This is a genomic window from Billgrantia sulfidoxydans, from assembly GCF_017868775.1.
In the GTDB taxonomy this organism is placed as follows: domain Bacteria; phylum Pseudomonadota; class Gammaproteobacteria; order Pseudomonadales; family Halomonadaceae; genus Halomonas; species Halomonas sulfidoxydans.
Genome location: NZ_CP053381.1, coordinates 2,811,893 through 2,835,728 on the forward strand (window position 1 = coordinate 2,811,893; position 23,836 = coordinate 2,835,728).

A 23,836-nucleotide genomic window follows, 5' to 3' on the forward strand; every position below is an offset into this window, starting at 1 on the left:
GAAAACGCTGGTTCTCGGCCATGCGTCGTTGAAAGTCGGCTCAAGATGCTCATTTGCAACAGCAAACTCCGCTCTTTCGCCGACTTTCGCCTAGCCTGGCCATCGCCCAGCCGTTTTCTCAAGCCACTCGAACAAGTAAACCCCATCGGTCATGACCGATGGGGTTTTCGCGTCTTACGGCTTATAACTTATAGCGTTCAGCCCAGGTCGATGCAGAGGTACTTGGTCTCCAGAAACTCCTCGATGCCCTGATGGCCGCCCTCGCGGCCGAGCCCCGAGGCCTTGACGCCGCCGAACGGCGCCGCGGTGTTGGAGATCAGCCCGGTGTTGATGCCCACCATGCCGTACTCCAGGGCGTCGGCGACGCGCCATACCCGGCCCAGGTCGCGGGAGTAGAAGTAGGAGGCAAGCCCGTACTGGGTGTCGTTGGCCATCTGTACGGCATCCTCCTCGTCCTCGAAGGGGAACACCGCCGCCAGCGGGCCGAAGGTCTCCTCCTGGGCCACCTTCATGTCACCGTTGGCGAAGCTGATCAGCGTCGGGGTGAAGAAGTTGCCGCCCAGCGGATGGGGGTGGCCACCCAGCAGTAGCTCGGCCCCCTTGTCGACGGCATCGTGCACGTGCTCGCTGACCTTGGTCACCGCGTTGCCGTCGATCAGCGGGCCGATGTTGATGTCGGGCTCGGTACCGTCGCCCACTTTCAACTCGCTGTTCATCGCCACGGCCAGTTTCTCGCAGAAGGCGTTGACCACGCTGGACTGGACCAGGAAGCGGTTGGTGCAGATGCAGGTCTGGCCGGCATTGCGGAACTTGGCCGCCATGGCGCCCTCCACCGCGGCATCCAGATCGGCATCCTCGAAGACGATGAACGGGGCGTTGCCGCCCAGCTCCAGCGAGATCTTCTGGATGTGCTGGGAGGCCCGCGACATCAGCTCGCGCCCCACCTCGGTGGAGCCGGTGAAGGTGATCTTGCGCACCAGCGGCGACTCGGTCATGGCCGCGGCGATTTCGCCTGCCCGCCCCGGCACCACGTTGAACACGCCGCGCGGCACGCCGGCGCGCTCGGCCAACAGCGCCAGCGCCGTGGCCGAGAACGGCGTCTGGCTGGCCGGCTTGATGACGATGGTGCAGCCCGCCGCCAGCGCTGCGCCGGCCTTGCGCGTGATCATCGCCGCCGGGAAGTTCCACGGCGTGATGGCGCCGACCACGCCCACCGGCTGCTTGGTGACCACGATACGCTGGTTGGGCTTGGCGGCGGGAATGGTCTCGCCGTAGATGCGCCGCGCCTCCTCGGCGAACCAGCGGATGAAGCTTGCCGCATAGGCGATCTCGCCGGCCGCCTCCTTGAGCGGCTTGCCCTGCTCGTGGGTCATGATCATCGCCAGGTCGTCCTGATGCTCGAACATCAGGTCATGCCACTTCATCAGGATGTCGGCGCGCTCCTGGGCGGTGAGCGCTCGCCAGCCTATCAACGCCGCATCGGCAGCGGCGATGGCGCGCTCGGTCTCGGCACGCCCCAGGCGCGGCACGGTGCCGAAGGTCTCTCCGGTCGCCGGATTGACGACCTCGATCTGCTCGCCGCTGTCGGCGGCGACCCAGCTGCCGTCAATGTAGGCGAAAGGGCAATAGAGCTGTGTTTCCTTGAGGGCTTCCATGTTGTCTCTCCTGGCCTCAGCGGGGCCTCTACCGAGGGTAAGTGTGTGCGTGCCACGCCCTGCCCCTGTTACCGGGTCTCGGTGCTGCGCTGCTCGGGCACGTTCTCGGAAATGTCATCCTGTACGGGCGGCTGAAGCATCGCGTTAAGTATGGCAAGGATCAGGACCAGCGCGATGGCAATCCAGCACAGTGCACGGCCGATGTAGCGTTCCGGCTGGCGATGGACCTGGCGCAGGCCCATTACGGCGAAGATGGCGGCGGCAAGATTCAGAGGCAGCAGGCTGCCCTGGAACAACAGGGCGACGAGCGCCAAGACGATGGCCGTCATGGCCCATGGCGCATGGCGTTGCCGTGGCGAATCGCGGGACGGGGTGTCGCGTTTCAACGGGTTTCTCTCCCTGTCGGCTCGGCAATGGACCCTTCATGCTAAGCGCAAAGCCCCGCTGCCGCCAAACCCGGACCATCACCTGCAGGACACGGCGACCTCAGCGGCTCCGGCGCGGCTCTCGACTGGCCGAGAGCGTGACGGAAACCGAGTCGGCGAAACGCAGCGCATGCGGCTTGTCGATCTCGACCTGCGCCGTTAGGACCTGCTCGTGGCTCATGATCAGGTCGAGAACCTCTCGCGTCATGCGTTCCAGCAGCAGGAAGCGGCCCTCCTCCACCAGCGCGATCACCTGCTTGCAGATGGTGCGATAGTTGAGCGCCTGTTCGATGAGGTTGAAGGCGACGGCCTTGTCGGCCCGATAGCGGATCACGGCGTTGACCACCACATCCTGGCGATTCTGGATCTCTTCCTCCTTGATGCCGATGAACGTTCGCAAGCGCAGGTTCTTGATGCGAATCGTGGCCAGGTCGTGATCGAGATGCTGGTCGTCCAGGGCATGCAGCGTCATGGCGAAACTCCGGGCAAGAACGGCCGTGGGCGGGGCGCCCAGTCAGCGGCCGTTGACCAAGGTAAGAAACTCCTGCCGGGTGGGCTGGTTTTCGCGGAAAGCCCCCAGCATCACGGAAGAGGTCATGCTGGAATTCTGTTTCTCCACGCCGCGCATCATCATGCACAGGTGCCGCGCCTCGATCACCACCGCTACGCCACGCGCGCCGGTCACACGCTGCACGGCCTCGGCGATCTGGCGCGTCAGGTTTTCCTGGATCTGCATGCGGCGGGCGTACATGTCGACGATACGCGCAAACTTGGAGAGCCCCAGCACCTTGCCACTGGGCAGGTAGGCGATGTGGCACTTGCCGATGAAGGGCAGCAGGTGGTGCTCGCACATCGAGTAGAGCTCGATGTCCTTGACCAGCACCATCTCGTCGGTCTCGCTCTGGAAGACTGCGCCGTTGATGATCTCCTCGAGGGTTTGGGAGTAGCCGCGAGTGAGAAACTGCATCGCCTTGGCGGCGCGCTTCGGCGTATCGCGCAGGCCTTCTCGTTCCGGGTCCTCGCCCAGCTCGAGAATGATCTGGCGGTAGTAGTTGGCAAGCTCTTCGTTCATGGTCAGGCCCTGCGACTGGATACCGTTCGTCTGGTGATGGCCCGGCCATCGTCGTTGAATCATACAAGGACTATGCGCGCGCGCACACCTTGTACAGCTTTTTGCGCCTCTCGACGCTATTCTACCGTAACCGAAGGCTTGCCGCAGGCGGTATGCCTGAAAACGACCCCCTGCGACATTCGTGACACTGCTCCGCCTCGGTGGCTGTGGTAACATGCTGGCCTTCGAGTACCGCCGATACCCGCAGCCTGGTCCCCCGAGAGCCGATATGACCAAGATTCCAGACGCGATACTGTCAGTCAGCGGACTGGCCCTACTGCTCCTCCTGCCCCTGAATGCCTCGGCCAACAGCCTTTCCGTGCCCGGGGACGCCATTGTCGCCGTACAGGTCATCGATGATCTCATCCTGGATGGCGATAGCGGGCGCCGCGACGACATTCTGCTGCGCCCCGTCGGCGGCCAGGACGGTACCACCCATGAGCTCCCCGAGTACTGCGTCGTGGTGGGTGATGCGCGACAGGACGGTGATCGCCTGCGCATTGCCGCCAAGGCGCTGACTTGCGTCGAGACCGAAGGCGGCGACAGCGACATCTACAACGGCGAGATTTCCGCGGCCGCGTACGACAGCGACGGCAGCTACGGGCTGGCCGTATGCGACGCCGGGCGCTGCGAACTCGCAAGCGATCACGTCTTTCATCTCCAGCTGGCCAGCCAGCTGGAGATCGAGGAGCAGGACAACCCCTCTGCGCGTATCAACGAGCAGCGCCGCCAGTCCGACGGCGCCGGCGTCGCCAACCCCATCCCTGCCGAGCGCCCCGACCCCGACAGCGACTGATCTCCCGGCCCGCGCCTCCTCGTCGGGGCGCGCCTTTCACGCCAGCCAGCGCGGCGCCTGGCCAAGCACCAGGCGCTGCTGTTCCAGCTGGCGAATGTGCGCATCCCAATAGCCGCCATCGGTCACCCAGGGAAACGCCTGGGGGAAGGCCGGGTCGTCCCAGCGCGCCACCAACCAGGCGCTGTGGCGCATCAGGCGCAGCGTGCGCAATGGCTCGATGAGCGCCAGCTCGCGGCGATCGAACTCACGATGCTGTTCATAGCCCTCCAGGACTTCCGACAGCTGCATGTGCCACTCCGCCTCATGTTCGGCGGTGAGGAACATCCACAGGTCCTGCACCGCCGGCGCCATCATGGCATCGTCGAAGTCGACCAGGGCAAAGGTGTCGTCGCGACCGAGCAGGTTGCCGATGTGGCAGTCGCCCTGCACTCGGATCGCCTGTGCAGGCGTCCAGGCATGGGCCTGCAGCGCCGCATGCAGCGCCTCGGCGACCCCGGCATAGGCGTGGCGCTGGCGCCGGTCCAGCCAGGGCGCCGCCAGCACGCGCATGCGCGCCTCGTTCACCATGCCATCCAGGTCGAGCCGGACCCGATGCTCGAAGTCGGCACGCTCACCCACGGCATGCACGGCACCGATCAGCTCGCCCAGGGCAAACAGGTGGGCAGGGTTCTCGAGCTCCGGGGCCTGGCCCGGCAGCTGCGGAAACAGGGCGAGGCGGAAGCCCTCGACATGGTGCAGGCTACGTCCGGCGTCATCACGCCAGGGCGGGGCCACGGCGACACCCTCCGCGGCCAGCACATCCAGGAAATCGTGCTCCTCCTGGATCTGGGCGTCGCTCCATCGCCCGGGACGGTAGAACTTGGCCACCCAGCGGCGCCCCTCGTCATCGTAGAGCAGGAAGACCCGGTTCTCGTAACTGTTCAGGGCGAACGGCTCGCCCGGCAGCCAGAAGCCGAGGGACTCGATGGCCGACACGACGCGGGCCGGCGAGAGTGCCGCGAAGGGATGTGGCGTGCTGTGCATGGGGGTCACCGGCAAATGGGAGCCTTCATGGTAACAGCCTGCGCGACGGGGAATCACTCACCCCGTAGCGGGGTGCGGGCCACCGACCACGCCTCCACCTCGCACGCGCCGGCGGACAGGCAGGCTTGCGCCAAGGCGTCCAGGGTCGCGCCGGTGGTCATGACGTCGTCGAGCAGCGCCACGCGCGGCGGCAGCGGGCCTCTTACCTCGAAGCCGCCGCGCAGGTTGCGGTAGCGCTCGGCGCGATCGAGCCCGCGCTGCGAGCGGGTGGCTTGGCACCGCCGTGCACGCGCCAGCACCAGGCCATGACGTGTCGCCAGGCGTCGGGCCAGCCAATCGGCCTGGTCGAAGCCACGCTCTCGCGCCCGCCGGGGGTGCAGCGGCACCGGGATCAGCACTTGGGGCCAGGCCAGAGCCCCCGGCGGCAGGCCGAGTTCGAGCAGCTCGAGCAGCACGGTGCCGGCCCGCGGCGAGGCGTGAAACTTGAAGCGCTGCATCAACCTGGCCACTTCATCCTCGTAGCGCAGCGGCACCCGCGAACGTACGAACAGCGGCGGGCGGGTCAGGCAGTGGCCGCAGCGCCTGTCCGAGAGCGACCCCGGCGGTTGCGGCTCGGCACAGCCGGGGCAGGCCGGCAGGTTCCACGGCAGCGCCTCGAAGCAGGCCGCACACCAGGGGCGCTCCGGCTCGGCGGCTGCCAGGCAGAAGCCGCAGCGCCCCGGCAACGCACGGCGCAGCATGGCATCGACACCGTGCCAGAGCGAGCGCAGCCAGTCGCCCCGGCGTACCGGCGGCGTCGGGCCGTCTCGCAACGCTTGCTCCCATTCCGGTTCCATCGATGGTCGTCCTTGTCGAGTGACGGAATGCCCAAGAGCTTATCACCCCGGCACCGCGACGTTTGCCGCTCTTTCGGCCCGCCTATCGTTAACCTGTTGCACTCATGAGGTTGACAGGCAGACATTTTCACGTACGCTCACAGTCAACCTTACTGGACCATCGAGTTGACCGAGACGAGCCCTCCATGTCCGACACCCTGAATGCCAGCCCGAACGGCCAAACCATCACCGCCAATACCAGGATTCGCCATGACTGGTCGCTGGCCGAGATCGAGGCACTCTTCGAACTGCCTTTCAACGACTTGCTGTTCCGCGCCCAGCAGGTGCATCGAAACCACTTCGACGCCAACGCCGTTCAGGTTTCCACGCTGCTTTCGATCAAGACCGGGGCCTGTCCGGAGGACTGCAAGTATTGCCCTCAGTCGGGCCACTACGCCACCGGGCTGGGCAAGGAGAAGCTGCTGGAGATCGAGAAGGTGGTGGCCCAGGCCAAGGCAGCCCAGGAGGCCGGCGCCAGCCGCTTCTGCATGGGCGCGGCCTGGCGCAGCCCGCGCGAGAAGGACCTGGGCGTGGTGCTGGAGATGGTCCGCCAGGTCAAGGCGCTGGGGCTCGAGACCTGCATGACGCTGGGCATGGTCGACGGCGACCAGGCCGCCCGCCTGGCCGAGGCCGGCCTCGACTACTACAACCACAACCTAGACACCTCGCCGGAGTACTACGGCGAAATCATCACCACCCGCACCTATGCCGACCGCCTGGAAACCCTGGCCAACGTACGCGAGGCGGGGATGAAGGTCTGTGCCGGCGGCATCCTCGGCATGGGCGAGGCACCCCGCGACCGCGCCGCGCTGCTGCAGCAACTGGCCCGGCTCGATCCGCATCCCGAGTCCGTGCCGATCAACATGCTGGTCAAGGTACCCGGCACACCGCTGGAGGACGTCGAGGATCTCGACCCCATCGAGTTCGTGCGTGCCATCGCCGTGGCTCGCATCCTGATGCCGGCCAGCCACGTCCGCCTCTCCGCCGGCCGCGAGCAGATGGATGAATCGACCCAGGCGCTGGCCTTCCTCGCCGGGGCCAACTCCATCTTCTACGGCGACAAGCTGCTGACCACCGGCAACCCCCAGGCCACGCGCGACCGCGCTCTGTTCGACAAGCTCGGGCTGCACCCCGAGCGGCGCGACACCTGCCGCGACGACGACCGCCAGCAGGCCACGCTCGAAGACGCCCTGGCACGTCAGGCGAGGCAGGCCCGCAGCGCCGCGCTGGCCTACGACGCCACACAGGCCTGAACGTCATGGCATCGAGCCCCCAGGCCTGGCCTCAACGCCTCGCCGACGCCGCGACCTGGCGCCGTGCCCAGGGGCTGTGGCGTGAGCGCCTTACGTCCACCCGCGGGATGCTCGATTTCGCCGGCAACGATTACCTGGGGCTGGCCGCCGACCCCCGGCTGGCCAAGGCCCAGGCGGCGGGAGCACGGCGACTCGGCGCCGGCGCCGGGGCCTCGCACCTGGTCAGCGGTCACCTGGAGGTCCATGAGGCCCTCGAACGGCGCCTGGCCGAACTCGTCGGGCGCCCTCGCGCCCTGCTCTTCTCCACCGGCTACATGGCCAACCTGGGGACGCTGCAGGCCCTTTGCGACAGCGAGACCCAAGTCTTCCAGGACCGGCTCAACCATGCCTCGCTGCTCGATGGTGCCAAGCTAGCCGGGGCACGTTCGCGGCGCTTCCACCATCGCGACCTCGACGACCTCGACCGCCTGCTCGCGCGCGCCCCCTCCGAAGCGGCCAGGTTGGTGGTCAGTGACGGCGTGTTCAGCATGGATGGCGACGTGGCCAATATCGGCGGACTGGCGGAAATCAGCGCCCGACATGGCGCCTGGCTGATGATCGACGACGCCCATGGGCTGGGCGTGTTAGGCGCCCACGGCGACGGCTGCGTCGGTCGCGCCCATGGCGTCGAGCATGTGGCCGTGCTGGTCGGCACGCTGGGCAAGGCGCTCGGCACCGGCGGCGCCTTCGTCGCCGGCAGCGAGGCCCTGATCGAGCATCTGATCCAGTTCGCCCGCCCCTATGTCTACACCACCGCCCAGCCGCCGGGCGTTGCCGCCGCCACCCTCGCGGCACTCGATGTGATCGCCGCCGAGCCCGAGCGTCGCGAGCGCCTGCGGGACAATATCGCCTACTTTCGTCACGAGGCAGCGCGGCTCGACCTGCCGCTGACCGATTCCTTCACCCCCATTCAGCCGCTGGTGCTGGGTGAAAGCGAGGCGGCGTTGCGCTGGGCCGGCCGCCTGCGCGAGGCAGGACTTCAGGTCGGTGCCATCCGTCCACCCACCGTTCCACGGGGCGAGGCCCGGCTACGCATCACGCTGCGCGCCACCCACGATCGGGAGTGCCTGGATCGCCTGCTCGAGGCACTGGCACGACTGCCAGGGGAGATAACGCGTTGATGACGCTGGTTCTGCTCTCCGGCTGGGGCATCGATGCCCGCATCTGGCACCCGCTCGCCCCCTACTGGCCAGGCGGCATCGAGGTACGCACTCCCGACTGGCCGGGCTACGGCGAACGCAGCCACGAAACCCTGCCGAAGACGCTCCCGGTGCTGGCGGACAAGATGCGCGGCGACCTGCCCCAGGACGCCATCTGGGTCGGCTGGTCGCTCGGTGGCCTGCTGGCCGGCGCGCTGCTGCCTCACCTGCCGCCTCCACGTGCCTTGCTGCTGGTGGGTACCGGCGCCCGCTTCTGCAGCGAGGACGGCGTCAGGGCTGCCGAACTCGCCACCTTTCGCCGCGCCTTCGACCGCGACCCACGGGCAACCTGGCAGCATTTCCTGCGCTGGCAGCTGCAGGGGGAACCCGCCCCGCGAATGGCCCACCGCCGCCTGCTCGATCTCCTCGGGGGCCACCCCAGCGCGTCCAGCCAGACGCTGGCAACGGGCCTCGAGCAATTGGCTTACCTCGACCTTGGCGAGATGCTTGCCGCCCCCCCCTGTCCGATCTGGCGTATCGCCGGCGAACGGGACCGGCTGATGGGCAAGACAGCGCGACAGTCAGCCGAGCGGATACTCACCGGCTGCGGCCACTCCCCCATGCTGTCGCACCCGGAGACCCTGGTACGCCACCTCGTCGAGCTGGCGGGAAGCGATGCCGATCAGCGCAGCGACCGTGGCGGGGTCGCCTCATGAGCCCCACTTTCGCCCAGGCATCCCCCCACGCCTCTCCCTGGCAGGCCGATACGACCCACCGCTGGCGGCGACACGTCGCCAGGGCGTTCTCCCGGGTCTCGGAGCACTACGCTCGCCTGGCCCACGCCCAGCGGCAGATGGGCGAAGCGCTCTGGCCACTGCTGCCCGACCGCGCGGAGCGCGTGCTCGATCTGGGCTGCGGCCCGGGACACTGGAGCCGGCGCCTGGCAGTCCGTTTCGGTGCCGGCTGCCATGTCCTCGGGCTCGACCTCGCCCCGGGAATGCTCGACACCGCCCGCCGCGAGGCCCGCCAACGCGTCGACTGGCTGTGTGCCGATGCCGCCGCCCTGCCCCTGGCGGATCGCCAGGTGGACCTGGTGTTCTCCAACCTGGCCATCCAATGGTGCCCGGATCTCGACGCCGTGATGACGGAACTCTTCCGGGTGCTACGCCCCGGCGGCCGCGCCGTGATCAACACCCTGGGGCCCGGCACGCTGCACGAGGTAGCCCACGCCTGGTCGTCGCCCGATGCCCTGCTCGACTTCCGCACGCAGGAGCGGCACCTGGTCAGCGCACGCCTGGCTGGGTTCTCACAGCCCCGCTGCACCGACACCCACGAGCGCTTCTTCTACCCCGACCTGGCGGCGGTGATGGCCTCGATCAAAGGCGTCGGCGCCCAGACCCCACGCCCCGCCGCCCGCCTCACACGCGCCGACCTGGAGCACGCCAAGCGTCGCTACGAAGCGCTACGCGAAGCTGCCGGCCTGCCGGTCAGCTATCGGCGGCTGACCCTGGTACTCGACAAGGAGCCGTCAGCATGACGCGTTACTTCGTGACCGGCACCGACACCGATGCCGGCAAGACCCTCGTCACGGCCGGCATGCTGTCGCTGGCACGCTCGCGAGGCCTGAGCACCCTGGGCCTCAAGCCTGTCGCCTCGGGCTGCCGTCGAACCGACGCCGGGCTGCGCAACGACGATGCCCTCGCCCTGCTGGCACGCAGCGTGCCGTCGCCGCCCTACGCGACGATCAACCCCTTCGCCTTCGAGCCCCCCATCGCCCCGCACCTGGCCGCCCGTCAGGCCGGCGTGGACCTCGACCTCGAGCGGCTCTGCGCCCACGTCTCGCCCCTGCTGGACGAGCCCCGCGACCTGATTCTCGTCGAGGGTGCCGGTGGCTGGCGCGTACCGCTCAATGGCCGCGACGATCTCGCCGGCCTGGCCTTGCGCCTGCGCCTGCCAGTGATCCTGGTGGTCGGCCTCAAGCTTGGCTGCCTCAACCATGCGCGCCTGACGGCCGAGGCCATACGTGCGGACGGGGCCAGGCTGGCCGGCTGGGTGGGGAACCTGCTGACTGCCGACTTCGCCCGCGACGCCTCGTGCTATGCCGACAACCTGGCCACGCTGCAGCGTACTCTCGGTGCTCCCTGCCTCGGGGTGATACCGCGCCTGAGAGTGGCACCGGCACGGCGACCGGAAGCCGCCATCGCTCATCTCGCGCTACCCGAAGGCGATTGACTTGCGACCGAGGGTCCGTAAAATGTTGACGCCTGCCCAGCCCTGCGGATGTGGTGGAATTGGTAGACACGCCAGATTTAGGTTCTGGTGCCTTCGGGCGTGGGAGTTCAAGTCTCCCCATCCGCACCATCACGGCTCTCGCGCGTCGAGCGTCGCGACATTCCCACTGCCATCACTTTTGCCTCTCCGACGACAGCCCATCGCCGCTGTGCCGGCGCGCGCCTGTCGCACGCCTGTCCACTCCCGCTTTGCATTCACGGAGGCATGACCATGACTTCCCCCGTCTGGCATCCCTATGCCCACCTGCTCACCCAGCCCGCCGCCCCCAGGGTCGTCGGTGGCGAAGGCCCGCGCTTCACCCTGGACAGCGGCGAGACGCTGCTCGACGCCACCTGCTCGTGGTGGTGCATGATCCATGGCTACGCGCATCCGCGCCTGGTGGCGGCCATCAAGGAGCAGGCCGACACCCTATGCCACGTGATGCTGGGGGGGCTGACCCACGAGCCAGCCGACCGCCTGGCGCGCGAGCTGGTGCGCGTCACGCCGCCAGGCCTCAACCACGTATTCTTCTCCGACAGCGGCTCGGTGGGCATGGAAGTGGCCATGAAGATGGCGGTGCAGTACCACCACCTGCGCGGCAGGCCCGAAAAGCACCGCATGCTGTCGCTGATGAAGGCTTACCATGGCGACACCAGTGGCTGCATGGCGGTCTGCGACCCCGAGGAAGGCATGCACAGCCTGTTTGCCGGCTACCTGCCCAGCCACCATTTCGCCCCCGCCCCCACCGCCCCCTACGATGCCGACGCCGACGCCGTGGCGCACGATCTCGCCGCCCTGCGCACGGTGCTGGAACGGCATCATCATGAGATCGCCGCGCTGCTGATGGAGCCGCTGCTGCAAGCCGCCGGCGGTCTCAACATGACCTCGCCGAGCTACCTGACAGGTGCACGTGAGCTGTGCGACGAATTCGACGTGCTGCTGGTGTTCGATGAGGTGGCGACCGGTTTCGGCCGCACCGGCAGGCTGTTCGCCGCCGACCACGCCGGGGTGACGCCCGACATCATGGTGCTCTCCAAGGGACTGACCGGGGGCTACCTGGGGCATGCGGCGACGCTGGCCACCGACCGGGTGCACGACGCCTTCATCGGCGAGACGCCACGGCACGCCTTCATGCACGGCCCCACCTTCATGGGCAACCCCCTGGCCTGCCGGGTGGCGCTGGAGAGCCTCAGCGTGTTCGAGGAAGAGAACTACCTGGAAAAGATCGCGGGCCTCAACCAGGTGCTGCGCACGGAGCTGCTGGAGGATCCGGCGCTGCGTCGCCACCCCCGGGTGCGTGACGTCAGGGTGCTGGGCGCCACGGCGGTCATCGAGGTCGACGATGCCGCCGGCCTCGAGGGGGTCGCGGCCTTCGCCCGCGCACGGGGTGTCTGGCTGCGCCCCTTCGGCCGCTGGCTCTATACCATGCCGGCCTATATCACGCCCGAGGTGGACATGCGCAACATCACCGGGGTCATGAAGGATTGGTTTCGCTGACGAAAAGCGCCGCCCTCATGGAGGGCGGCGCGCTTGCTTGCACTTCGCAGATGCTTTGCCGGCCGCTGTCGGCCTGACAGCCTGAGGCTCAGGCCATGACAGGCTGCGCGTAGGAGATCGGCGCCAGCTCGCGCTCGTTCTCGAAGGTGACGATCTCGTAGGAATCGGGCTGAGCCAGCAACGCCCGGCACAGCTGGTTGTTCAGTGCATGGCCCGACTTCACGCCGCGGAACTCGCCGATCAGGCTGTAGCCGAGCAGGTAGAGATCGCCAATGGCGTCGAGCACCTTGTGCTTGACGAACTCGTCCTCGTAGCGCAGGCCACCCTCGTTGACGATGCGGTACTCGTCGACCACGATGGCGTTGTCGAGGCTGCCACCCAATGCCAGGTTGTTGGCACGCAGGTATTCGAGATCGCGCATGAAGCCGAAGGTCCGGGCGCGGGAGACCTCCTTGACGAAGGACGTCGTGGAGAAATCCACCACGGCGGTCTGCTTCTGATCCTCGAAGACAGGATGATCGAACTCGATGGCGAACGTCACCTTGAAGCCCTGGTGCGGCAGGAAGCGCGCCTCCTTGCCGTCGTCCTGCACCACCACCTCGCGCTTGATGCGGATGAACTTCTTCGGTGCCTCCTGTTCGGCAATGCCAGCCGACTGGATCAGGAACACGAACGGACCGGCACTACCGTCCATGATCGGCACTTCGGGTGCGCTGAGGTCGATGTAGGCGTTGTCGATCCCCAGGCCGGCCAACGCGGACATGAGATGTTCGACGGTTGCCACCTTGACGTCGCCCCGCGAAAGCGCGGTGCACAGGGTGGTATCGGTGACCAGGGCGGCGCTGGCCGGCACCTGCACCTCGGGGTTCAGGTCCGTCCGCACGAACACGATGCCGGTGTTCACCGGGGCCGGACGCAGGGTCAGGTACACCTTCTTCCCGGAATGAAGGCCGACGCCGGTGGCGCGGATGGTATTTTGCAGGGTGCGTTGTCTGATCATGGGCAGTAGCCAGGCCGTTGTATGTTATCAAACACCGTTCACTATAACACCGAACGAGCGTTTCAACAAAAAAACATCACCTGGCCCTGCCTAGGCTCGCAATAGCCTGTCTCAATCGGCTTGTCGACGCAGGAAGGCCGGGATGTCGAGGTAGTCGTCCAGCTCCTGGGGCGAGCGACGCTTCTCCGGCTGCGGCTTGGCCGCTTCCTGGGGCTCGGCCTTGGGCATGGCGCTCTGCTGGCGCATGGCCGGCTGCGCACGCTGGCGATATTCGCTGCCTTCGCTGCGCTTGACGGTCTCACGGCCTGCCGCCTTGACCTGCCGCCCCTCGAGGCCCGCCGCCACGACGGTGACGCGCAGCTCGTCGGTCATGTCCATGTCGATGGAGGTGCCCACGACGATGGTCGCATCCTGGGAGGCGAACTCCTGAACGGTGGCGCCGACGTCGTTGAACTCGCCGATGGAGAGGTCCGGTCCCGCGGTGATGTTGACCAGGATGCCGCGTGCGCCGTGCAGGTCGATATCCTCCAGCAGCGGACTGCGGATGGCCTTCTCGGCGGCTTCGCGAGCACGGTTCTCGCCGGTGGCGCCGCCGGTGCCCATCATCGCCATGCCCATCTCGGACATCACGGTGCGCACGTCGGCGAAGTCGACGTTGATGATGCCCGGGCTGGTGATCAGTTCGGCAATCCCCTGCACGGCGCCCAACAGCACGTCGTTGGCGGCACTGAAGGCGGTCAACAGGCTGGCATTCTTGCCCAGCACCGAGAGCAGCTTCTCGTTGGGAATGGTGATCAGCGAGTCGACGTGCTCCGACAGCTCCTTCATGCCCTCTTCGGCCACGCGCATGCGCTTCGGCCCTTCGAACGGGAACGGGCGGGTGACGACGGCCACGGTGAGGATGCCGAGCTCCTTGGCCACCTGGGCCACCACGGGGGCGCCGCCGGTGCCGGTACCGCCGCCCATGCCGGCCGTGATGAAGACCATGTCGGCGCCGCTGATCAGCTCGGCGATGCGCTCACGATCCTCCATGGCGGCCTGGCGCCCCACGTCGGGATTGGCGCCGGCGCCCAGCCCCTTGGTGATCTCGTTGCCGAGCTGGAGCACGGTCTTGGCGGCCACCCGCTTTAGCGCCTGGGCGTCCGTGTTGGCGCAGATGAACTCGACGCCTTCGATATTGCTCTCGACCATGTGGTTGACGGCGTTGCCGCCGCCGCCACCTACGCCGACGACCTTGATGACCGCACTGCTCGAGGGTGCGCTATCTACCAGTTCGAACATAAGCCCCGTCTCCTGGACCGCGCCGCGGCCCTATTAGAAATTTCCTTTCAACCAGCCCTTGAGTTTTGCCAGCGCCGGAATCCCTTCCCATCCTCCACGCTGGGAGACGTCTTCGCGCCTGGGTGGCGCCGCCACTACCCTGCCCTCACGACCATGCCCTTGCCGAGCCTCCTGAAGAGCGTAATGTAGCAAACCTACACCGGTGGAATAAATCGGGTTGCGCACCACGTCGGAGAGCCCGCGCACGTTATGCGGGCAGGCGATGCGCACCGGCATGTGGAAGATCTCCTCGGCCAGTTCGACGACTCCCTCCATGCGCGAGGTGCCACCGGTGAGTACCACGCCGGCGGCCACCAGATCCTCGTAGCCGCTGCGCCGCAGCTCGTCGCGAATCAGGGTGAAGAGCTCCTCGTAGCGCGGCTCGACCACCTCGGCCAGGGCCTGTCGCGACAGGTCGCGGGCGGGCCGGTCGCCGACGCTCGGCACCTTGATCATCTCGTCGCTGGCGGCCAGTTGGGTCAGCGCACAGGCGTACTTGACCTTGATCTCCTCGGCGTACTGGGTCGGGGTGCGCAGCGCCATGGCGATGTCGTTGGTCACCTGATCGCCGGCGATGGGAATCACCGCGGTGTGGCGGATGGCTCCCTCGGTAAACACGGCGATATCGGTCGTGCCGCCGCCGATGTCGACCATGCAGACGCCGAGTTCGCGCTCGTCCTCGGTCAGCACCGCCATGCTCGAAGCCAGTTGCTCGAGGATGATGGCATCGACTTCGAGACCACAGCGCCGCACGCATTTATCGATGTTTTGTACCGCATTGAGCGCGGCGGTCACCAGATGCACGCGCGCCTCGAGCCGCACGCCCGACATGCCGAGCGGCTCACGAATGCCCCCTTGGGTGTCGATGGCGAACTCCTGGGGTAGCACATGCAGGACACGCTGCCCTTCGGAGATGGCCCGCGCCCGAGCCGAATCGATGACTCGCTCGATATCGGTGGACATCACTTCACGCTCTTTTATCGCCACCACACCGTCCGAGTTCATCGAACTGATATGACTGCCCGCCACGCCGACATAGACCGAATGGATGTCGCAGCCGGCCATCAACTCGGCTTCTTCCACGGCGCGCTGGATCGACTGCACCGTCGACTCGATGTTGATCACCACGCCCTTCTTCATGCCGCGCGAAGGGTGCGATCCGATGCCGGCAATCTCGATGCCGCCGTCATCGGTAGGCTGTCCGACGATGGCCACTACCTTGGACGTTCCGATATCCAGTCCGACTACCATATTGGATGAGTTGGAAGTGACTGCCATGCGCCGGAGTGTCTCCTGAAACTTGACCCGCTGGGAATCCCATTATTCTGATAAATGGTCATTGCGCCCATTATAGAAACAACTGGCGTTAAACCACCAGTCCATTACGAAAAACCTGGTTCACGATACGGGTTATTGAAGACAAAGAAAATAGCGCAATGCTGCAAGATGAGGCCTGTGCGTGACAAAAGGTTTCAGCCCGTACCGTCATCTTCCTCTTCGATGTCGGTCTCGCCATGCCAGGCCACCGCCACGCCGTTGGGGTAACGCAGGTCGATGTAGCGGATGTGGGCCGCCTGCGTGCCCAGTTGCCGCTGCCACGCAGCCGTCAACCTGGCCAGGCGCGCCTCGCGATCGCTGCGTCCGAGCATCACCCACACGCCGTCGTCGAGTTGGAAGCGCCAGGCGCCACGCGGCTCCAGCCGCAGCTGGGTAATGTGCAATCCCAGCGTTTCGAAGCGGGGCACGAGCCGATCGTGGTAAGCCAGGACCTCGGCACCACTGCCGACCGGCCCGGCCAGATCGGGCAGTCCTTCCGGCGGCTCCACCGGCGCGAAGGCGAACGGTTCGCCGTTCGAATTCAGCAAGTATTCGTCGTTCCAGCGCGCTACCGGCACCTGCTCGACCAGCTCGAAGGCCAGGGTGTAGGGCCACTCCCGCGCCACGCGGACCTCGGCGAGCCAGTCGATGTTGCGCGCACGGCGGCGCAGCGCCGGTAGATCGGCGGACAGCCAGGTCTGTCCCTGCAGCAGCGGAGCCAGTTGAGAGCGCAGGTAATCGGCGCTGACGTGCTGCAGCTCGCCGCGGATGGCCACTCGCTCGATGGGCCGGTCGAGCCAGGTCCACAGCGCGCGACCGCCCGCACCCAGCAGAATCAGCAGCAGCAGTATGCCCAACGTCGAGCCGCGAGTGCTCATGCCTGGCGCGGCTCCAGCGTGGTGGCCAGTATCTGCAGCACCAGCGCTGCGAAATCGAGACCGGCATGGGCGGCGGCCTGGGGCACCAGGCTATGGTCGGTCATGCCCGGCGCGGTATTGACCTCGATCAGCCAGAAGCGCCCTTCGCCGTCGCGCATCACGTCGACCCGCCCCCAGCCTTCGCCGCCGACGGCATCGAAGGCCCGGAGGCACAGTTCACCCAGCGCCGCCTCCTGTTCCTCGGCGAGGCCGCAGGGCAGGTGATAGCGCGTCTCATCGGAGTTGTACTTGGCCTCGTAGTCGTAGAAGCCGCTGGGCACTTCGACGCGAATGGCCGGCAGCACCCGCCCGCCCAGCAGCGACACCGTGTACTCCTCGCCCTGGATGAAGCGCTCGGCCATCACTCGCGCATCGAAGCGTGCCGCCTCGTGGTAGGCCGCCTGCAGCGCCTCCCGGCTGTCGACGATGCTGATGCCCAGGGTCGAGCCCTCGTGGACCGGCTTGACGATCAGGGGCAGGCCCAAACGAGCGACGATGTCATCCCAGTCGGAATCAGCAGCCAGCATCAGCGACTCTGGCGTGGGCAGCCCCAGGGCCTGCCAGACGAGCTTGGTGCGCTGCTTGTCCATGCCCAGCGCCGAGGCCAGCACGCCGCTGCCGGTGTAGGGGATCCCCAGCAGTTCCAGCGCCCCCTGCAGGGTACCGTCCTCGCCCCCGCGGCCGTGTAGGGCGATGAAGACGCGGTCGGGCGCGAGCGCCTCGAGCCCGGCCAGGCCGCCGTCGGCGGGATCGTAACCGATCGCATCGACGCCGCTGCGTTCGAGCGCCGCCAGCACCGCCGCCCCACTTCTCAGCGAGACCTCACGCTCGGCGGAGTTGCCGCCATAGAGCACCACGACCCGCCCAAACTCACTCGCCTGCGTCATAGCTCCACCTCGTCGAGAATCAACCGGCTCTCGGCCAGCCCGAGGGCGATGCCGCCCACATCCCCGGCGCCCTGGGTGATCAGGATATCGTCGCCGCGCAGCACCTTGGCCAGCAGTGCCGGCAGCTCCGACTTGTGCTGCACGAAGATCGGATCGAGCGTGCCGCGCTGGCGGATCGAGCCCGCCAGCGTCTTGCCGTCGGCGCCGGGAATCGGCGTCTCGCCGGCGCTGTAGACGTCGAGCAGCAGCAGGACATCGACACTGGCGAGGACACGCACGAAGTCCTCGTACAGGTCCCGGGTCCGGGTGAAACGGTGGGGCTGGTAGATCATCACCAGCCGCCGCTGGGGCCAGCCGGCCCGCACCGCCTTGATCACCATCTCCACTTCCCGCGGGTGATGGCCATAGTCATCGACCAGCATGACCTCGCCGCTGCCGTCGGGCGGCGCGAAGTGGCCATGCACCTGGAAGCGGCGCCCCACCCCGGCGAAGCCGGCCAGGCCGCGCAGGATGGCGGCCTCGTCGACGCCGGCATCGGTGGCCACGGCGATCGCCGCCAGCGCGTTGAGCGCATTGTGGCGCCCCGGCATGCTCAGGCGGACCTCCAGCGGCGCCAGGCCGTCGGGGCGCAAGGCGGTGAAGTGAACCTCGCCGGCCTGCTGGGCGAAGTCGACGACCCGGTAGTCGGCATCCTCGCTGAAGCCGTAGGTCACGAACTGACGATGGATGCGATCGAGCAGGCCACGTACCTGCTCGTCGTCGATGCACAGGATGGCCAGCCCGTAGAAGGGCAGGTTGTGCAGGAATTCGATGAAGGTACCCTTGAGCCGCTCGAAGTCGCCGCCGTAGGTACTCATGTGATCGGCGTCGATGTTGGTGACGATCGACACCATCGGCTGCAGGTGCAGGAACGAAGCGTCCGACTCGTCGGCCTCGGCCACCAGATAGTCGCCCTCGCCCAGCCGCGCGTTGGTGCCGGCGCTGGTCAGCTTGCCGCCGATGACGAAGGTCGGGTCGAGCCCGCCTTCGGCAAGCAGCGTCGCCGTCAGGCTGGTGGTGGTGGTCTTGCCGTGGGTACCGGCCACGGCGATGCCGTGGCGGAAGCGCATCAGTTCGGCGAGCATCTCGGCCCGGCGCACCACCGGCACGCGATGCTCCTGGGCCCAGCGAATCTCGGGATTCGACGCATCCACGGCGGTGGAGACCACCACCACGTCGGCGCCGCTGACGTTGTCCTCGGCGTGGCCGATGGCCACGCGGATGCCGTGCTCGCGCAGGCGAGTCACCACCGGCGACGGCTTCAGGTCGCTGCCGCTGACCTGATAGCCCTGATTGGCGAGGACCTCGGCGATGCCACACATGCCGGCCCCGCCAATGCCGACGAAATGGATGTGCCGAATACGGCGCATGCCCAGGCCTCGCCCATGGCGGGGCAGCGTTGCCTGACCGGGAACCGGCCTCAAGGTGCTATCGCTCAAGCGCTGTCTCCAAGCAACCGGCCACCAGGCGCTCGACGGCATCGAGATGCGCGCAGCGGCGCGCCTGCCGGGCCATGGTGGCGAGAGTGTCGGGGTCGAGCAGCGTCGCCAGGCTCTCGCCCAGCGCCGCCGCGGTCATTTCCTGCTGCGGCATCAGTCGGGCCGCGCCCGCCGCCACCAGGGCGCGGGCATTGGCGGTCTGGTGGTCGTCGACCGCATGGGGCAGCGGCACGAACAGGGCCGGCTTGGCCGCCGCCGCCACCTCCGAGACGGTGAGCGCCCCGGCCCGGCACACCACCAGGTCGGCCCAGTCGTAGGCCGCCGCCATATCGTCGATGAAGGCGCTCACCTCGGCCTCGACGCCCCGGGCCGCGTAGGCCTCGCGGGTAGCCGCGTCCTTGTCGCGGCCGGCCTGGTGGCGCACCTCGGGGCGACGCGCCTCGGGCAGCACCGCCAGCGCCTCGGGCAGGCGTTGGTTGAGCGGCTGCGCCCCCAGCGAGCCGCCCACCACCAGCAGCCGCAGGCGACGGCCGCCCATTGCGGCCGCCTCGCGCGGCGACTCGCCCAGGGCAGCGATATCCTCCCGCACCGGGTTGCCGACCACCTCTCCCCGGCTGCCGAAAGCCTGGGGAAAGGCACTGAAGACGCGCCGCGCCAGCCGTGCCAGGGCACGATTGGTCATGCCCGCCACGGCGTTCTGTTCGTGAATGACCAGTGGCCGGCGCAGCAGCCAGGCCGCCAGCCCCCCGGGGCCACTGGCGAAGCCGCCGAGCCCCACCACCAGCACCGGGTCGAGCCGGCGAATGACCTGCGCCGCCTGCCATACCGCGCGGGTCAGGTTGAACGGTGCCTTGAGCCAGCCGGCCAGGCCGTTACCGCGCAGGCCGGCCACCGAGATGCGGTGCAGCGGCAGCTCGGCCGCCGGCACCAGGCGGTTCTCGATGCCTCGAGGGCTCCCGAGCCAGTGGACTTCCAGCGCCTCGGCCTGAAGCCCACGGGCCAGCGACAGCGCCGGGATGACATGCCCGCCGGTACCGCCCGCCATGATCAGAACGCGGCGCGTTGTCGACTGCGTCACTTGGTGGCCCCCTGTCCGTTGATCCTGGGTTCGCGTCGCCCTGCCGATTCCCGCGGTGCGGTCGGGCTGGCGCGACGCATCGCCCGGCGGGTATCGATGTCCGCGCGCAGCAACAGGGCCACCATCGCCGCGCTCACCAGCAGGCTCGAACCACCGTAGCTGAGCAGCGGCAGGGTCAACCCCTTGGTCGGCAGCATGCCGGTGCTCACCGCGATGTTGATGAAGGCCTGGGCACCGATCACCAGGGCGATGCCGTAGCTGACATAGGCAGCAAAGGCCATGCCTGCCAGCTCGGCCCGCCGTCCTACCGCCAGCGCCCGCCAGATCAGCAGGGCGAACAGCCCCACCACGCCAATGGCACCGAACAGGCCGAGCTCCTCGGCCAGCACGGCAAAGACGAAATCGGTATGCGCCTCCGGCAGGTAGAACAGCTTCTGCACGCTGTTGCCGAGCCCCATGCCCAGCCAGTGGCCCCGCCCGAAGGCGATCAGCGCCTGGGTGAGCTGGTAACCGCTGGCGAACTGGTCCGCCCAAGGGTCGGAGAAGCTGGTCAGACGCGCCAGCCGGTAGGGTTCGGCAATGGCCACATAGAAGCCGAGCAGGCCCACCGCCGCCAGGATGAAGACGAATCGCCCCCAGGGGGCCCCCGCCATCAGCAGCATGCCCATCACGCAAGCGGTCATCACCACGACCGCGCCGTAGTCCGGCTCCAGTATCAGCAGCACGGCGACGACGCCCATCACCAGCAGCGGACGCAGGAAGGCACCCCAGCGGCGGCGCACCTCGGGCAGGAAGCGCTCGAGGTAACCGGCGAGGTAGACGATCATGCACAGCTTGGCCAGCTCCGATATCTGCAGGTTGAAGGGCAGCAGGGGAATCGACAGCCAGCGTCGGCTGCCGTTGACCTCGCGCCCGACCAGCAGAACCAGCAGCAACAGCACGATGCTGACCAGCAGCAGCAGTGGCCCGTTGGCACGCCACCAGGCGAGCGGCGAGCGCAGCGTCGCGGCGGCGGCCAGCAACGCCATGGCCACGAACAGTGCATGGCGCTGACTGAAGTACCAGGGGTTGCCGGTGAGGCTGGCCGCCACTTCGGTGGATGCCGACGTGACCATGACCCAGCCGGTCAGGATCAGCGTCAGCGCGGCGAACAGCAGCCAGCCGTCGAACGGCTGGTCGCGGGTCGAGAGGCGCGCGCGAAGTCGGCGCAATCGAGCGAACCTGCCCGCGGATGGCGCCTTGGTCTTAGCCATGCCCAGCCTCCTCAGCGATGCGTTGGACGTGGCGCCGGAATGCCTCGCCGCGGGCCTGGTAGTTGGCAAACTGATCGAGGCTGGCACAGGCCGGCGAGAGCAGCACGCAGTCGCCCGGCTCGGCGATCGCCCGCGCGCGCCGCATGGCGGCCTCGAGATCGCCGACACGGGTCACGGCCACGCTACCCTCCAGTGCCTCGGCGAGCCTGTCGGCGTCGGCGCCGAACAGAATCGCCTCGCGGCCAAACCGGCCCATGGGCTCGGCCAACGGTGCGAAATCCGCGCCCTTGCCCAGACCGCCCGCCAGCAGCACCAGCCGCCCCGACAGGGTCGGCCCCAGGCCGGCCAGGGCGGCCAGGGTCGCACCGACGTTGGTCCCCTTCGAATCGTTGATCCAGCGCACGCCGCCGAGCTCGGCAACCGACTCGCTGCGATGCGGCAGCCCCTTGAAGCGGCGCAGCACATCGTACATCGACGCGAGGGGTAGCCCGAGGCGATTGCCCATGGCCAGCGCCGCCAGCGCATTGGCCTGGTTGTGACGTCCCGCCAGCCCCAGTTCGTCGGTCGCGATCAGGGGCTCGTCGCCGCGCATGAGCCAGTCGCGACCGTGGCGGCTGGCAATCCCCCATTCGCCGGCCTCGGGAGGCAGGGTGGTGAATCGGTCCATGGCAGGAAGCGGTGCCTCCGGCCAGGTCAGGCGGTCCTCGGCGTTGACCACGGCATGCCGCGCGCCGCGGAAAATGGCCAGCTTGGCCTTGCGGTAGCCCGCCATGTCGCCGTGCCGGTCGAGATGATCCTCGGACAGATTCAGAAAGGCCGCACTCTCGGCCCCCAGGCAGGGCGTGGTCTCGAGCTGGAAGCTGGAGAGCTCGAGCACGTAGAGCTCGGCTTCGGGCACGTCGGCAAGCAGGTCGAGGGCCGGTGTGCCCAGGTTGCCGCCGACGCCCACGCGCCGGCCGGCGGCGCGGGCCATCTCGCCGAGCAGGGTGGTGACGGTGGACTTGGCGTTGGAGCCGGTGATGGCGGCGATCGGCGCCCGCGCCGCGCGCACGAACAGGGCGATCTCGCCGACCACCAGCGGTTCTCCGTCGGCGCGACGGCACTTCCCCACCTCGGCCAACCCTGGCGTCTGCGGGTCGACCCCGGGGCTCACCACGATCTCCGCGGCTTCGCTCATGTCGAGCGCGGTGAGCGGCCCGCAGTGAAGCACGACCCCAGGGTGAGCGGCACGGAAGTCCGCGAGGCCCGGCGGCACCTCACGCGTATCGGCGACCATGAACGGCGTGCCCACCCGGGCCAGGTGCCGGCAGATCGCCCGGCCCGATACGCCGAGCCCGACCACCAGTGTCTCCCCCTTCGCCACCTTGGGCATTTCAGCCTCCTCGCGCAGTGGGATCGGCGCCACCCGGCTCAGCGTACCTTCAGCGTGGCCAGGCCGACCAGCACCAGCACCACGGTGATGATCCAGAAGCGCACGATGACCCGCGGCTCCGGCCAGCCCTTGAGCTCATAGTGGTGATGCAGCGGCGCCATGCGGAAGATGCGCCGGCCGGTCAGCTTGTAGGAGCCGACCTGCAGGATCACCGAGATGGTCTCCAGCACGAAGATGCCGCCCATGACGAACAGCACGATCTCCTGGCGCACGATCACGGCGACCACGCCCAACGCCGCGCCCAGCGCCAGCGCGCCGACATCGCCCATGAAGACCTGCGCCGGATAGGTGTTGAACCACAGGAAGCCGAGCCCCGCGCCGGAAATGGTGGCACAGAACACCGCCAGCTCACCGGCACCGGTGATGTTGGGAATCTGCAGGTAGTTGGCGAACACCGCGTTGCCGCTGGCATAAGCAAACACCGCCAGCCCCATGGCGACCATGACGGTGGGCATGATCGCCAGGCCGTCGAGGCCATCGGTGAGGTTGACGGCGTTGGAGCTGCCGACGATGACCAGGTAGGTGAGCACGACGTAGAACACGCCCAGCGGCAGCACGATGTCCTTGAACAGCGGCACGATCAGGCTGGTCTCCACCGGGCTGGTGGCTGTCAGGTAGAGCATCAGCGCGGTGCCCAGGCCGATCACCGACTGCCAGAAGTACTTCCAGCGCGCCGGCAAGCCACGGGGATTCTTCTCCACCACCTTGCGATAGTCGTCGACCCAACCGATCGCGCCGAACCCTAGCGTCACCACCAGCACGATCCACACGAAGCGGTTGGTCAAGTCGGCCCACAGCAGCGTGCCGACGGCAATCGACATCAGGATCATGGCGCCCCCCATGGTCGGCGTGCCGGCCTTGGACAGGTGCGACTGCGGACCGTCGTCGCGCACCGCCTGGCCGATCTGCCGCTCGACCAGGCGGCGGATCATCCAAGGGCCCAGCCACAGGCACAGCAGCAGGGCCGTCATGGTGCCCAGGATCATGCGCAGGGTCAGGTAGTTGAAGACGTTGAAGGCGCTCTGGTACTGCGCCAGGAATTCAGCCAGAAAAAGCAGCATGTGTTGCGT

The 23,836-nt window shown here is 67.7% G+C and carries 23 protein-coding genes and 1 tRNA gene; 8 read left to right on the top strand and 16 right to left on the bottom strand.

Annotation, left to right across the window (positions count from 1 at the left end):
• Positions 1 to 197 precede the first annotated feature (197 nt).
• From HNO51_RS12990 to folE, 4 genes are all read right to left on the bottom strand, one after another.
• Complete coding sequence (locus HNO51_RS12990) at positions 198 to 1,655, bottom strand: NAD-dependent succinate-semialdehyde dehydrogenase (RefSeq protein ID WP_209537620.1); 1,458 nt, start codon at positions 1,653 to 1,655, stop codon at positions 198 to 200.
• A 68-nt stretch (positions 1,656 to 1,723) separates the two neighbouring features.
• Positions 1,724 to 2,041, bottom strand: coding sequence for a DUF4190 domain-containing protein (locus HNO51_RS12995; RefSeq protein WP_197447759.1), 318 nt, complete (start codon positions 2,039 to 2,041; stop codon positions 1,724 to 1,726).
• Positions 2,042 to 2,141: 100 nt separating this feature from the next.
• Positions 2,142 to 2,552 carry a dihydroneopterin triphosphate 2'-epimerase gene (gene folX, locus HNO51_RS13000; protein WP_197447760.1) on the bottom strand — a complete coding sequence of 137 codons (411 nt, stop codon included), beginning with the start codon at positions 2,550 to 2,552 and terminating at the stop codon, positions 2,142 to 2,144.
• A 42-nt stretch (positions 2,553 to 2,594) separates the two neighbouring features.
• Positions 2,595 to 3,152 carry a GTP cyclohydrolase I FolE gene (folE, locus tag HNO51_RS13005; RefSeq protein ID WP_197447761.1) on the bottom strand — a complete coding sequence of 186 codons (558 nt, stop codon included), beginning with the start codon at positions 3,150 to 3,152 and terminating at the stop codon, positions 2,595 to 2,597.
• Positions 3,153 to 3,420: 268 nt separating this feature from the next.
• Here folE and HNO51_RS13010 point away from each other — a divergent pair, with 268 nt between their 5' ends.
• Positions 3,421 to 3,987 (top strand): hypothetical protein, encoded by a 567-nt coding sequence (locus HNO51_RS13010; RefSeq protein ID WP_197447762.1) that lies wholly within the window; start codon positions 3,421 to 3,423, stop codon positions 3,985 to 3,987.
• Between the two features lie 36 nt (positions 3,988 to 4,023).
• On the opposite strand, the gene HNO51_RS13015 is transcribed toward HNO51_RS13010, so the two are convergent.
• Positions 4,024 to 5,010: a serine/threonine protein kinase gene (locus HNO51_RS13015; protein ID WP_197447763.1), complete on the bottom strand. Its 987-nt coding sequence runs from the start codon at positions 5,008 to 5,010 to the stop codon at positions 4,024 to 4,026.
• 53 nt (positions 5,011 to 5,063) lie between these two features.
• Entirely contained in the window at positions 5,064 to 5,846 is a 783-nt protein-coding gene (locus HNO51_RS13020; RefSeq protein WP_234283457.1) for a ComF family protein, read from the bottom strand.
• A 185-nt stretch (positions 5,847 to 6,031) separates the two neighbouring features.
• Between HNO51_RS13020 and bioB the strand changes: the two genes are divergently transcribed.
• The 7 genes from bioB to bioA all read left to right on the top strand — a co-directional run bounded on the left by bioB (position 6,032) and on the right by bioA (position 12,084).
• Complete coding sequence (gene bioB / locus HNO51_RS13025; RefSeq protein ID WP_209537621.1) at positions 6,032 to 7,138, top strand: biotin synthase BioB; 1,107 nt, start codon at positions 6,032 to 6,034, stop codon at positions 7,136 to 7,138.
• A gap of 5 nt (positions 7,139 to 7,143) precedes the next feature.
• Positions 7,144 to 8,298 (top strand): 8-amino-7-oxononanoate synthase, encoded by a 1,155-nt coding sequence (gene bioF, locus HNO51_RS13030; RefSeq protein ID WP_197447765.1) that lies wholly within the window; start codon positions 7,144 to 7,146, stop codon positions 8,296 to 8,298.
• On the top strand, positions 8,298 to 9,032 hold the full coding sequence (locus tag HNO51_RS13035) for an alpha/beta fold hydrolase (protein WP_197447766.1): 735 nt from the start codon (positions 8,298 to 8,300) through the stop codon (positions 9,030 to 9,032). Before bioF ends, HNO51_RS13035 begins: the two co-directional genes overlap by 1 nt.
• On the top strand, positions 9,029 to 9,853 hold the full coding sequence (locus tag HNO51_RS13040; protein WP_209537622.1) for a methyltransferase domain-containing protein: 825 nt from the start codon (positions 9,029 to 9,031) through the stop codon (positions 9,851 to 9,853). Before HNO51_RS13035 ends, HNO51_RS13040 begins: the two co-directional genes overlap by 4 nt.
• A complete protein-coding gene (bioD, locus tag HNO51_RS13045) occupies positions 9,850 to 10,548 on the top strand; it encodes a dethiobiotin synthase (RefSeq protein ID WP_197447768.1) in 699 nt (232 codons plus the stop codon). Before HNO51_RS13040 ends, bioD begins: the two co-directional genes overlap by 4 nt.
• Before the next feature lie 44 nt (positions 10,549 to 10,592).
• A tRNA-Leu gene (locus tag HNO51_RS13050) sits at positions 10,593 to 10,677 on the top strand.
• Between the two features lie 141 nt (positions 10,678 to 10,818).
• Positions 10,819 to 12,084 (top strand): adenosylmethionine--8-amino-7-oxononanoate transaminase, encoded by a 1,266-nt coding sequence (bioA, locus tag HNO51_RS13055; RefSeq protein WP_197447769.1) that lies wholly within the window; start codon positions 10,819 to 10,821, stop codon positions 12,082 to 12,084.
• Positions 12,085 to 12,172: 88 nt separating this feature from the next.
• On the opposite strand, the gene lpxC is transcribed toward bioA, so the two are convergent.
• The 10 genes from lpxC to mraY all read right to left on the bottom strand — a co-directional run bounded on the left by lpxC (position 12,173) and on the right by mraY (position 23,827).
• Complete coding sequence (gene lpxC / locus HNO51_RS13060) at positions 12,173 to 13,084, bottom strand: UDP-3-O-acyl-N-acetylglucosamine deacetylase (RefSeq protein ID WP_197447770.1); 912 nt, start codon at positions 13,082 to 13,084, stop codon at positions 12,173 to 12,175.
• 111 nt (positions 13,085 to 13,195) lie between these two features.
• Positions 13,196 to 14,365: a cell division protein FtsZ gene (gene ftsZ, locus HNO51_RS13065; RefSeq protein ID WP_197447771.1), complete on the bottom strand. Its 1,170-nt coding sequence runs from the start codon at positions 14,363 to 14,365 to the stop codon at positions 13,196 to 13,198.
• A 33-nt stretch (positions 14,366 to 14,398) separates the two neighbouring features.
• On the bottom strand, positions 14,399 to 15,682 hold the full coding sequence (ftsA, locus tag HNO51_RS13070; protein ID WP_111414243.1) for a cell division protein FtsA: 1,284 nt from the start codon (positions 15,680 to 15,682) through the stop codon (positions 14,399 to 14,401).
• A 194-nt stretch (positions 15,683 to 15,876) separates the two neighbouring features.
• Positions 15,877 to 16,599 (bottom strand): cell division protein FtsQ/DivIB, encoded by a 723-nt coding sequence (locus HNO51_RS13075; RefSeq protein WP_197447772.1) that lies wholly within the window; start codon positions 16,597 to 16,599, stop codon positions 15,877 to 15,879.
• The gene (locus tag HNO51_RS13080) at positions 16,596 to 17,525 is read right to left on the bottom strand and encodes a D-alanine--D-alanine ligase (RefSeq protein WP_197447773.1); all 930 of its coding nucleotides are present in this window, start codon (positions 17,523 to 17,525) and stop codon (positions 16,596 to 16,598) included. The genes HNO51_RS13075 and HNO51_RS13080 overlap by 4 nt, the downstream gene beginning before the upstream one ends.
• Positions 17,522 to 18,934 carry a UDP-N-acetylmuramate--L-alanine ligase gene (gene murC, locus HNO51_RS13085; RefSeq protein ID WP_197451043.1) on the bottom strand — a complete coding sequence of 471 codons (1,413 nt, stop codon included), beginning with the start codon at positions 18,932 to 18,934 and terminating at the stop codon, positions 17,522 to 17,524. Before murC ends, HNO51_RS13080 begins: the two co-directional genes overlap by 4 nt.
• Before the next feature lie 58 nt (positions 18,935 to 18,992).
• Entirely contained in the window at positions 18,993 to 20,081 is a 1,089-nt protein-coding gene (gene murG, locus HNO51_RS13090; protein ID WP_197447774.1) for an undecaprenyldiphospho-muramoylpentapeptide beta-N-acetylglucosaminyltransferase, read from the bottom strand.
• Positions 20,078 to 21,334, bottom strand: coding sequence for a putative lipid II flippase FtsW (ftsW, locus tag HNO51_RS13095; RefSeq protein ID WP_209537623.1), 1,257 nt, complete (start codon positions 21,332 to 21,334; stop codon positions 20,078 to 20,080). The genes murG and ftsW overlap by 4 nt, the downstream gene beginning before the upstream one ends.
• On the bottom strand, positions 21,327 to 22,706 hold the full coding sequence (murD, locus tag HNO51_RS13100) for a UDP-N-acetylmuramoyl-L-alanine--D-glutamate ligase (protein ID WP_209537624.1): 1,380 nt from the start codon (positions 22,704 to 22,706) through the stop codon (positions 21,327 to 21,329). The genes ftsW and murD overlap by 8 nt, the downstream gene beginning before the upstream one ends.
• Before the next feature lie 38 nt (positions 22,707 to 22,744).
• Entirely contained in the window at positions 22,745 to 23,827 is a 1,083-nt protein-coding gene (mraY, locus tag HNO51_RS13105; RefSeq protein WP_197447777.1) for a phospho-N-acetylmuramoyl-pentapeptide-transferase, read from the bottom strand.
• Positions 23,828 to 23,836 lie beyond the last annotated feature (9 nt).

Bases quoted from the DNA above. Each gene is read 5' to 3' on its own strand.
- HNO51_RS12990 (WP_209537620.1), bottom strand. From the start codon at position 1,655: ATGGAAGCCCTCAAGGAAACACAGCTCTATTGCCCTTTCGCCTACATT.
- folX (WP_197447760.1), bottom strand. From the start codon at position 2,552: ATGACGCTGCATGCCCTGGACGACCAGCATCTCGATCACGACCTGGCC.
- folE (WP_197447761.1), bottom strand. From the start codon at position 3,152: ATGAACGAAGAGCTTGCCAACTACTACCGCCAGATCATTCTCGAGCTG.
- HNO51_RS13010 (WP_197447762.1), top strand. From the start codon at position 3,421: ATGACCAAGATTCCAGACGCGATACTGTCAGTCAGCGGACTGGCCCTA.
- HNO51_RS13015 (WP_197447763.1), bottom strand. From the start codon at position 5,010: ATGCACAGCACGCCACATCCCTTCGCGGCACTCTCGCCGGCCCGCGTC.
- HNO51_RS13020 (WP_234283457.1), bottom strand. From the start codon at position 5,846: ATGGAACCGGAATGGGAGCAAGCGTTGCGAGACGGCCCGACGCCGCCG.
- bioB (WP_209537621.1), top strand. From the start codon at position 6,032: ATGTCCGACACCCTGAATGCCAGCCCGAACGGCCAAACCATCACCGCC.
- bioF (WP_197447765.1), top strand. From the start codon at position 7,144: ATGGCATCGAGCCCCCAGGCCTGGCCTCAACGCCTCGCCGACGCCGCG.
- HNO51_RS13035 (WP_197447766.1), top strand. From the start codon at position 8,298: ATGACGCTGGTTCTGCTCTCCGGCTGGGGCATCGATGCCCGCATCTGG.
- HNO51_RS13040 (WP_209537622.1), top strand. From the start codon at position 9,029: ATGAGCCCCACTTTCGCCCAGGCATCCCCCCACGCCTCTCCCTGGCAG.
- bioD (WP_197447768.1), top strand. From the start codon at position 9,850: ATGACGCGTTACTTCGTGACCGGCACCGACACCGATGCCGGCAAGACC.
- bioA (WP_197447769.1), top strand. From the start codon at position 10,819: ATGACTTCCCCCGTCTGGCATCCCTATGCCCACCTGCTCACCCAGCCC.
- lpxC (WP_197447770.1), bottom strand. From the start codon at position 13,084: ATGATCAGACAACGCACCCTGCAAAATACCATCCGCGCCACCGGCGTC.
- ftsZ (WP_197447771.1), bottom strand. From the start codon at position 14,365: ATGTTCGAACTGGTAGATAGCGCACCCTCGAGCAGTGCGGTCATCAAG.
- ftsA (WP_111414243.1), bottom strand. From the start codon at position 15,682: ATGGCAGTCACTTCCAACTCATCCAATATGGTAGTCGGACTGGATATC.
- HNO51_RS13075 (WP_197447772.1), bottom strand. From the start codon at position 16,599: ATGAGCACTCGCGGCTCGACGTTGGGCATACTGCTGCTGCTGATTCTG.
- HNO51_RS13080 (WP_197447773.1), bottom strand. From the start codon at position 17,525: ATGACGCAGGCGAGTGAGTTTGGGCGGGTCGTGGTGCTCTATGGCGGC.
- murC (WP_197451043.1), bottom strand. From the start codon at position 18,934: ATGCGCCGTATTCGGCACATCCATTTCGTCGGCATTGGCGGGGCCGGC.
- ftsW (WP_209537623.1), bottom strand. From the start codon at position 21,334: ATGGCTAAGACCAAGGCGCCATCCGCGGGCAGGTTCGCTCGATTGCGC.
- murD (WP_209537624.1), bottom strand. From the start codon at position 22,706: ATGCCCAAGGTGGCGAAGGGGGAGACACTGGTGGTCGGGCTCGGCGTA.
- mraY (WP_197447777.1), bottom strand. From the start codon at position 23,827: ATGCTGCTTTTTCTGGCTGAATTCCTGGCGCAGTACCAGAGCGCCTTC.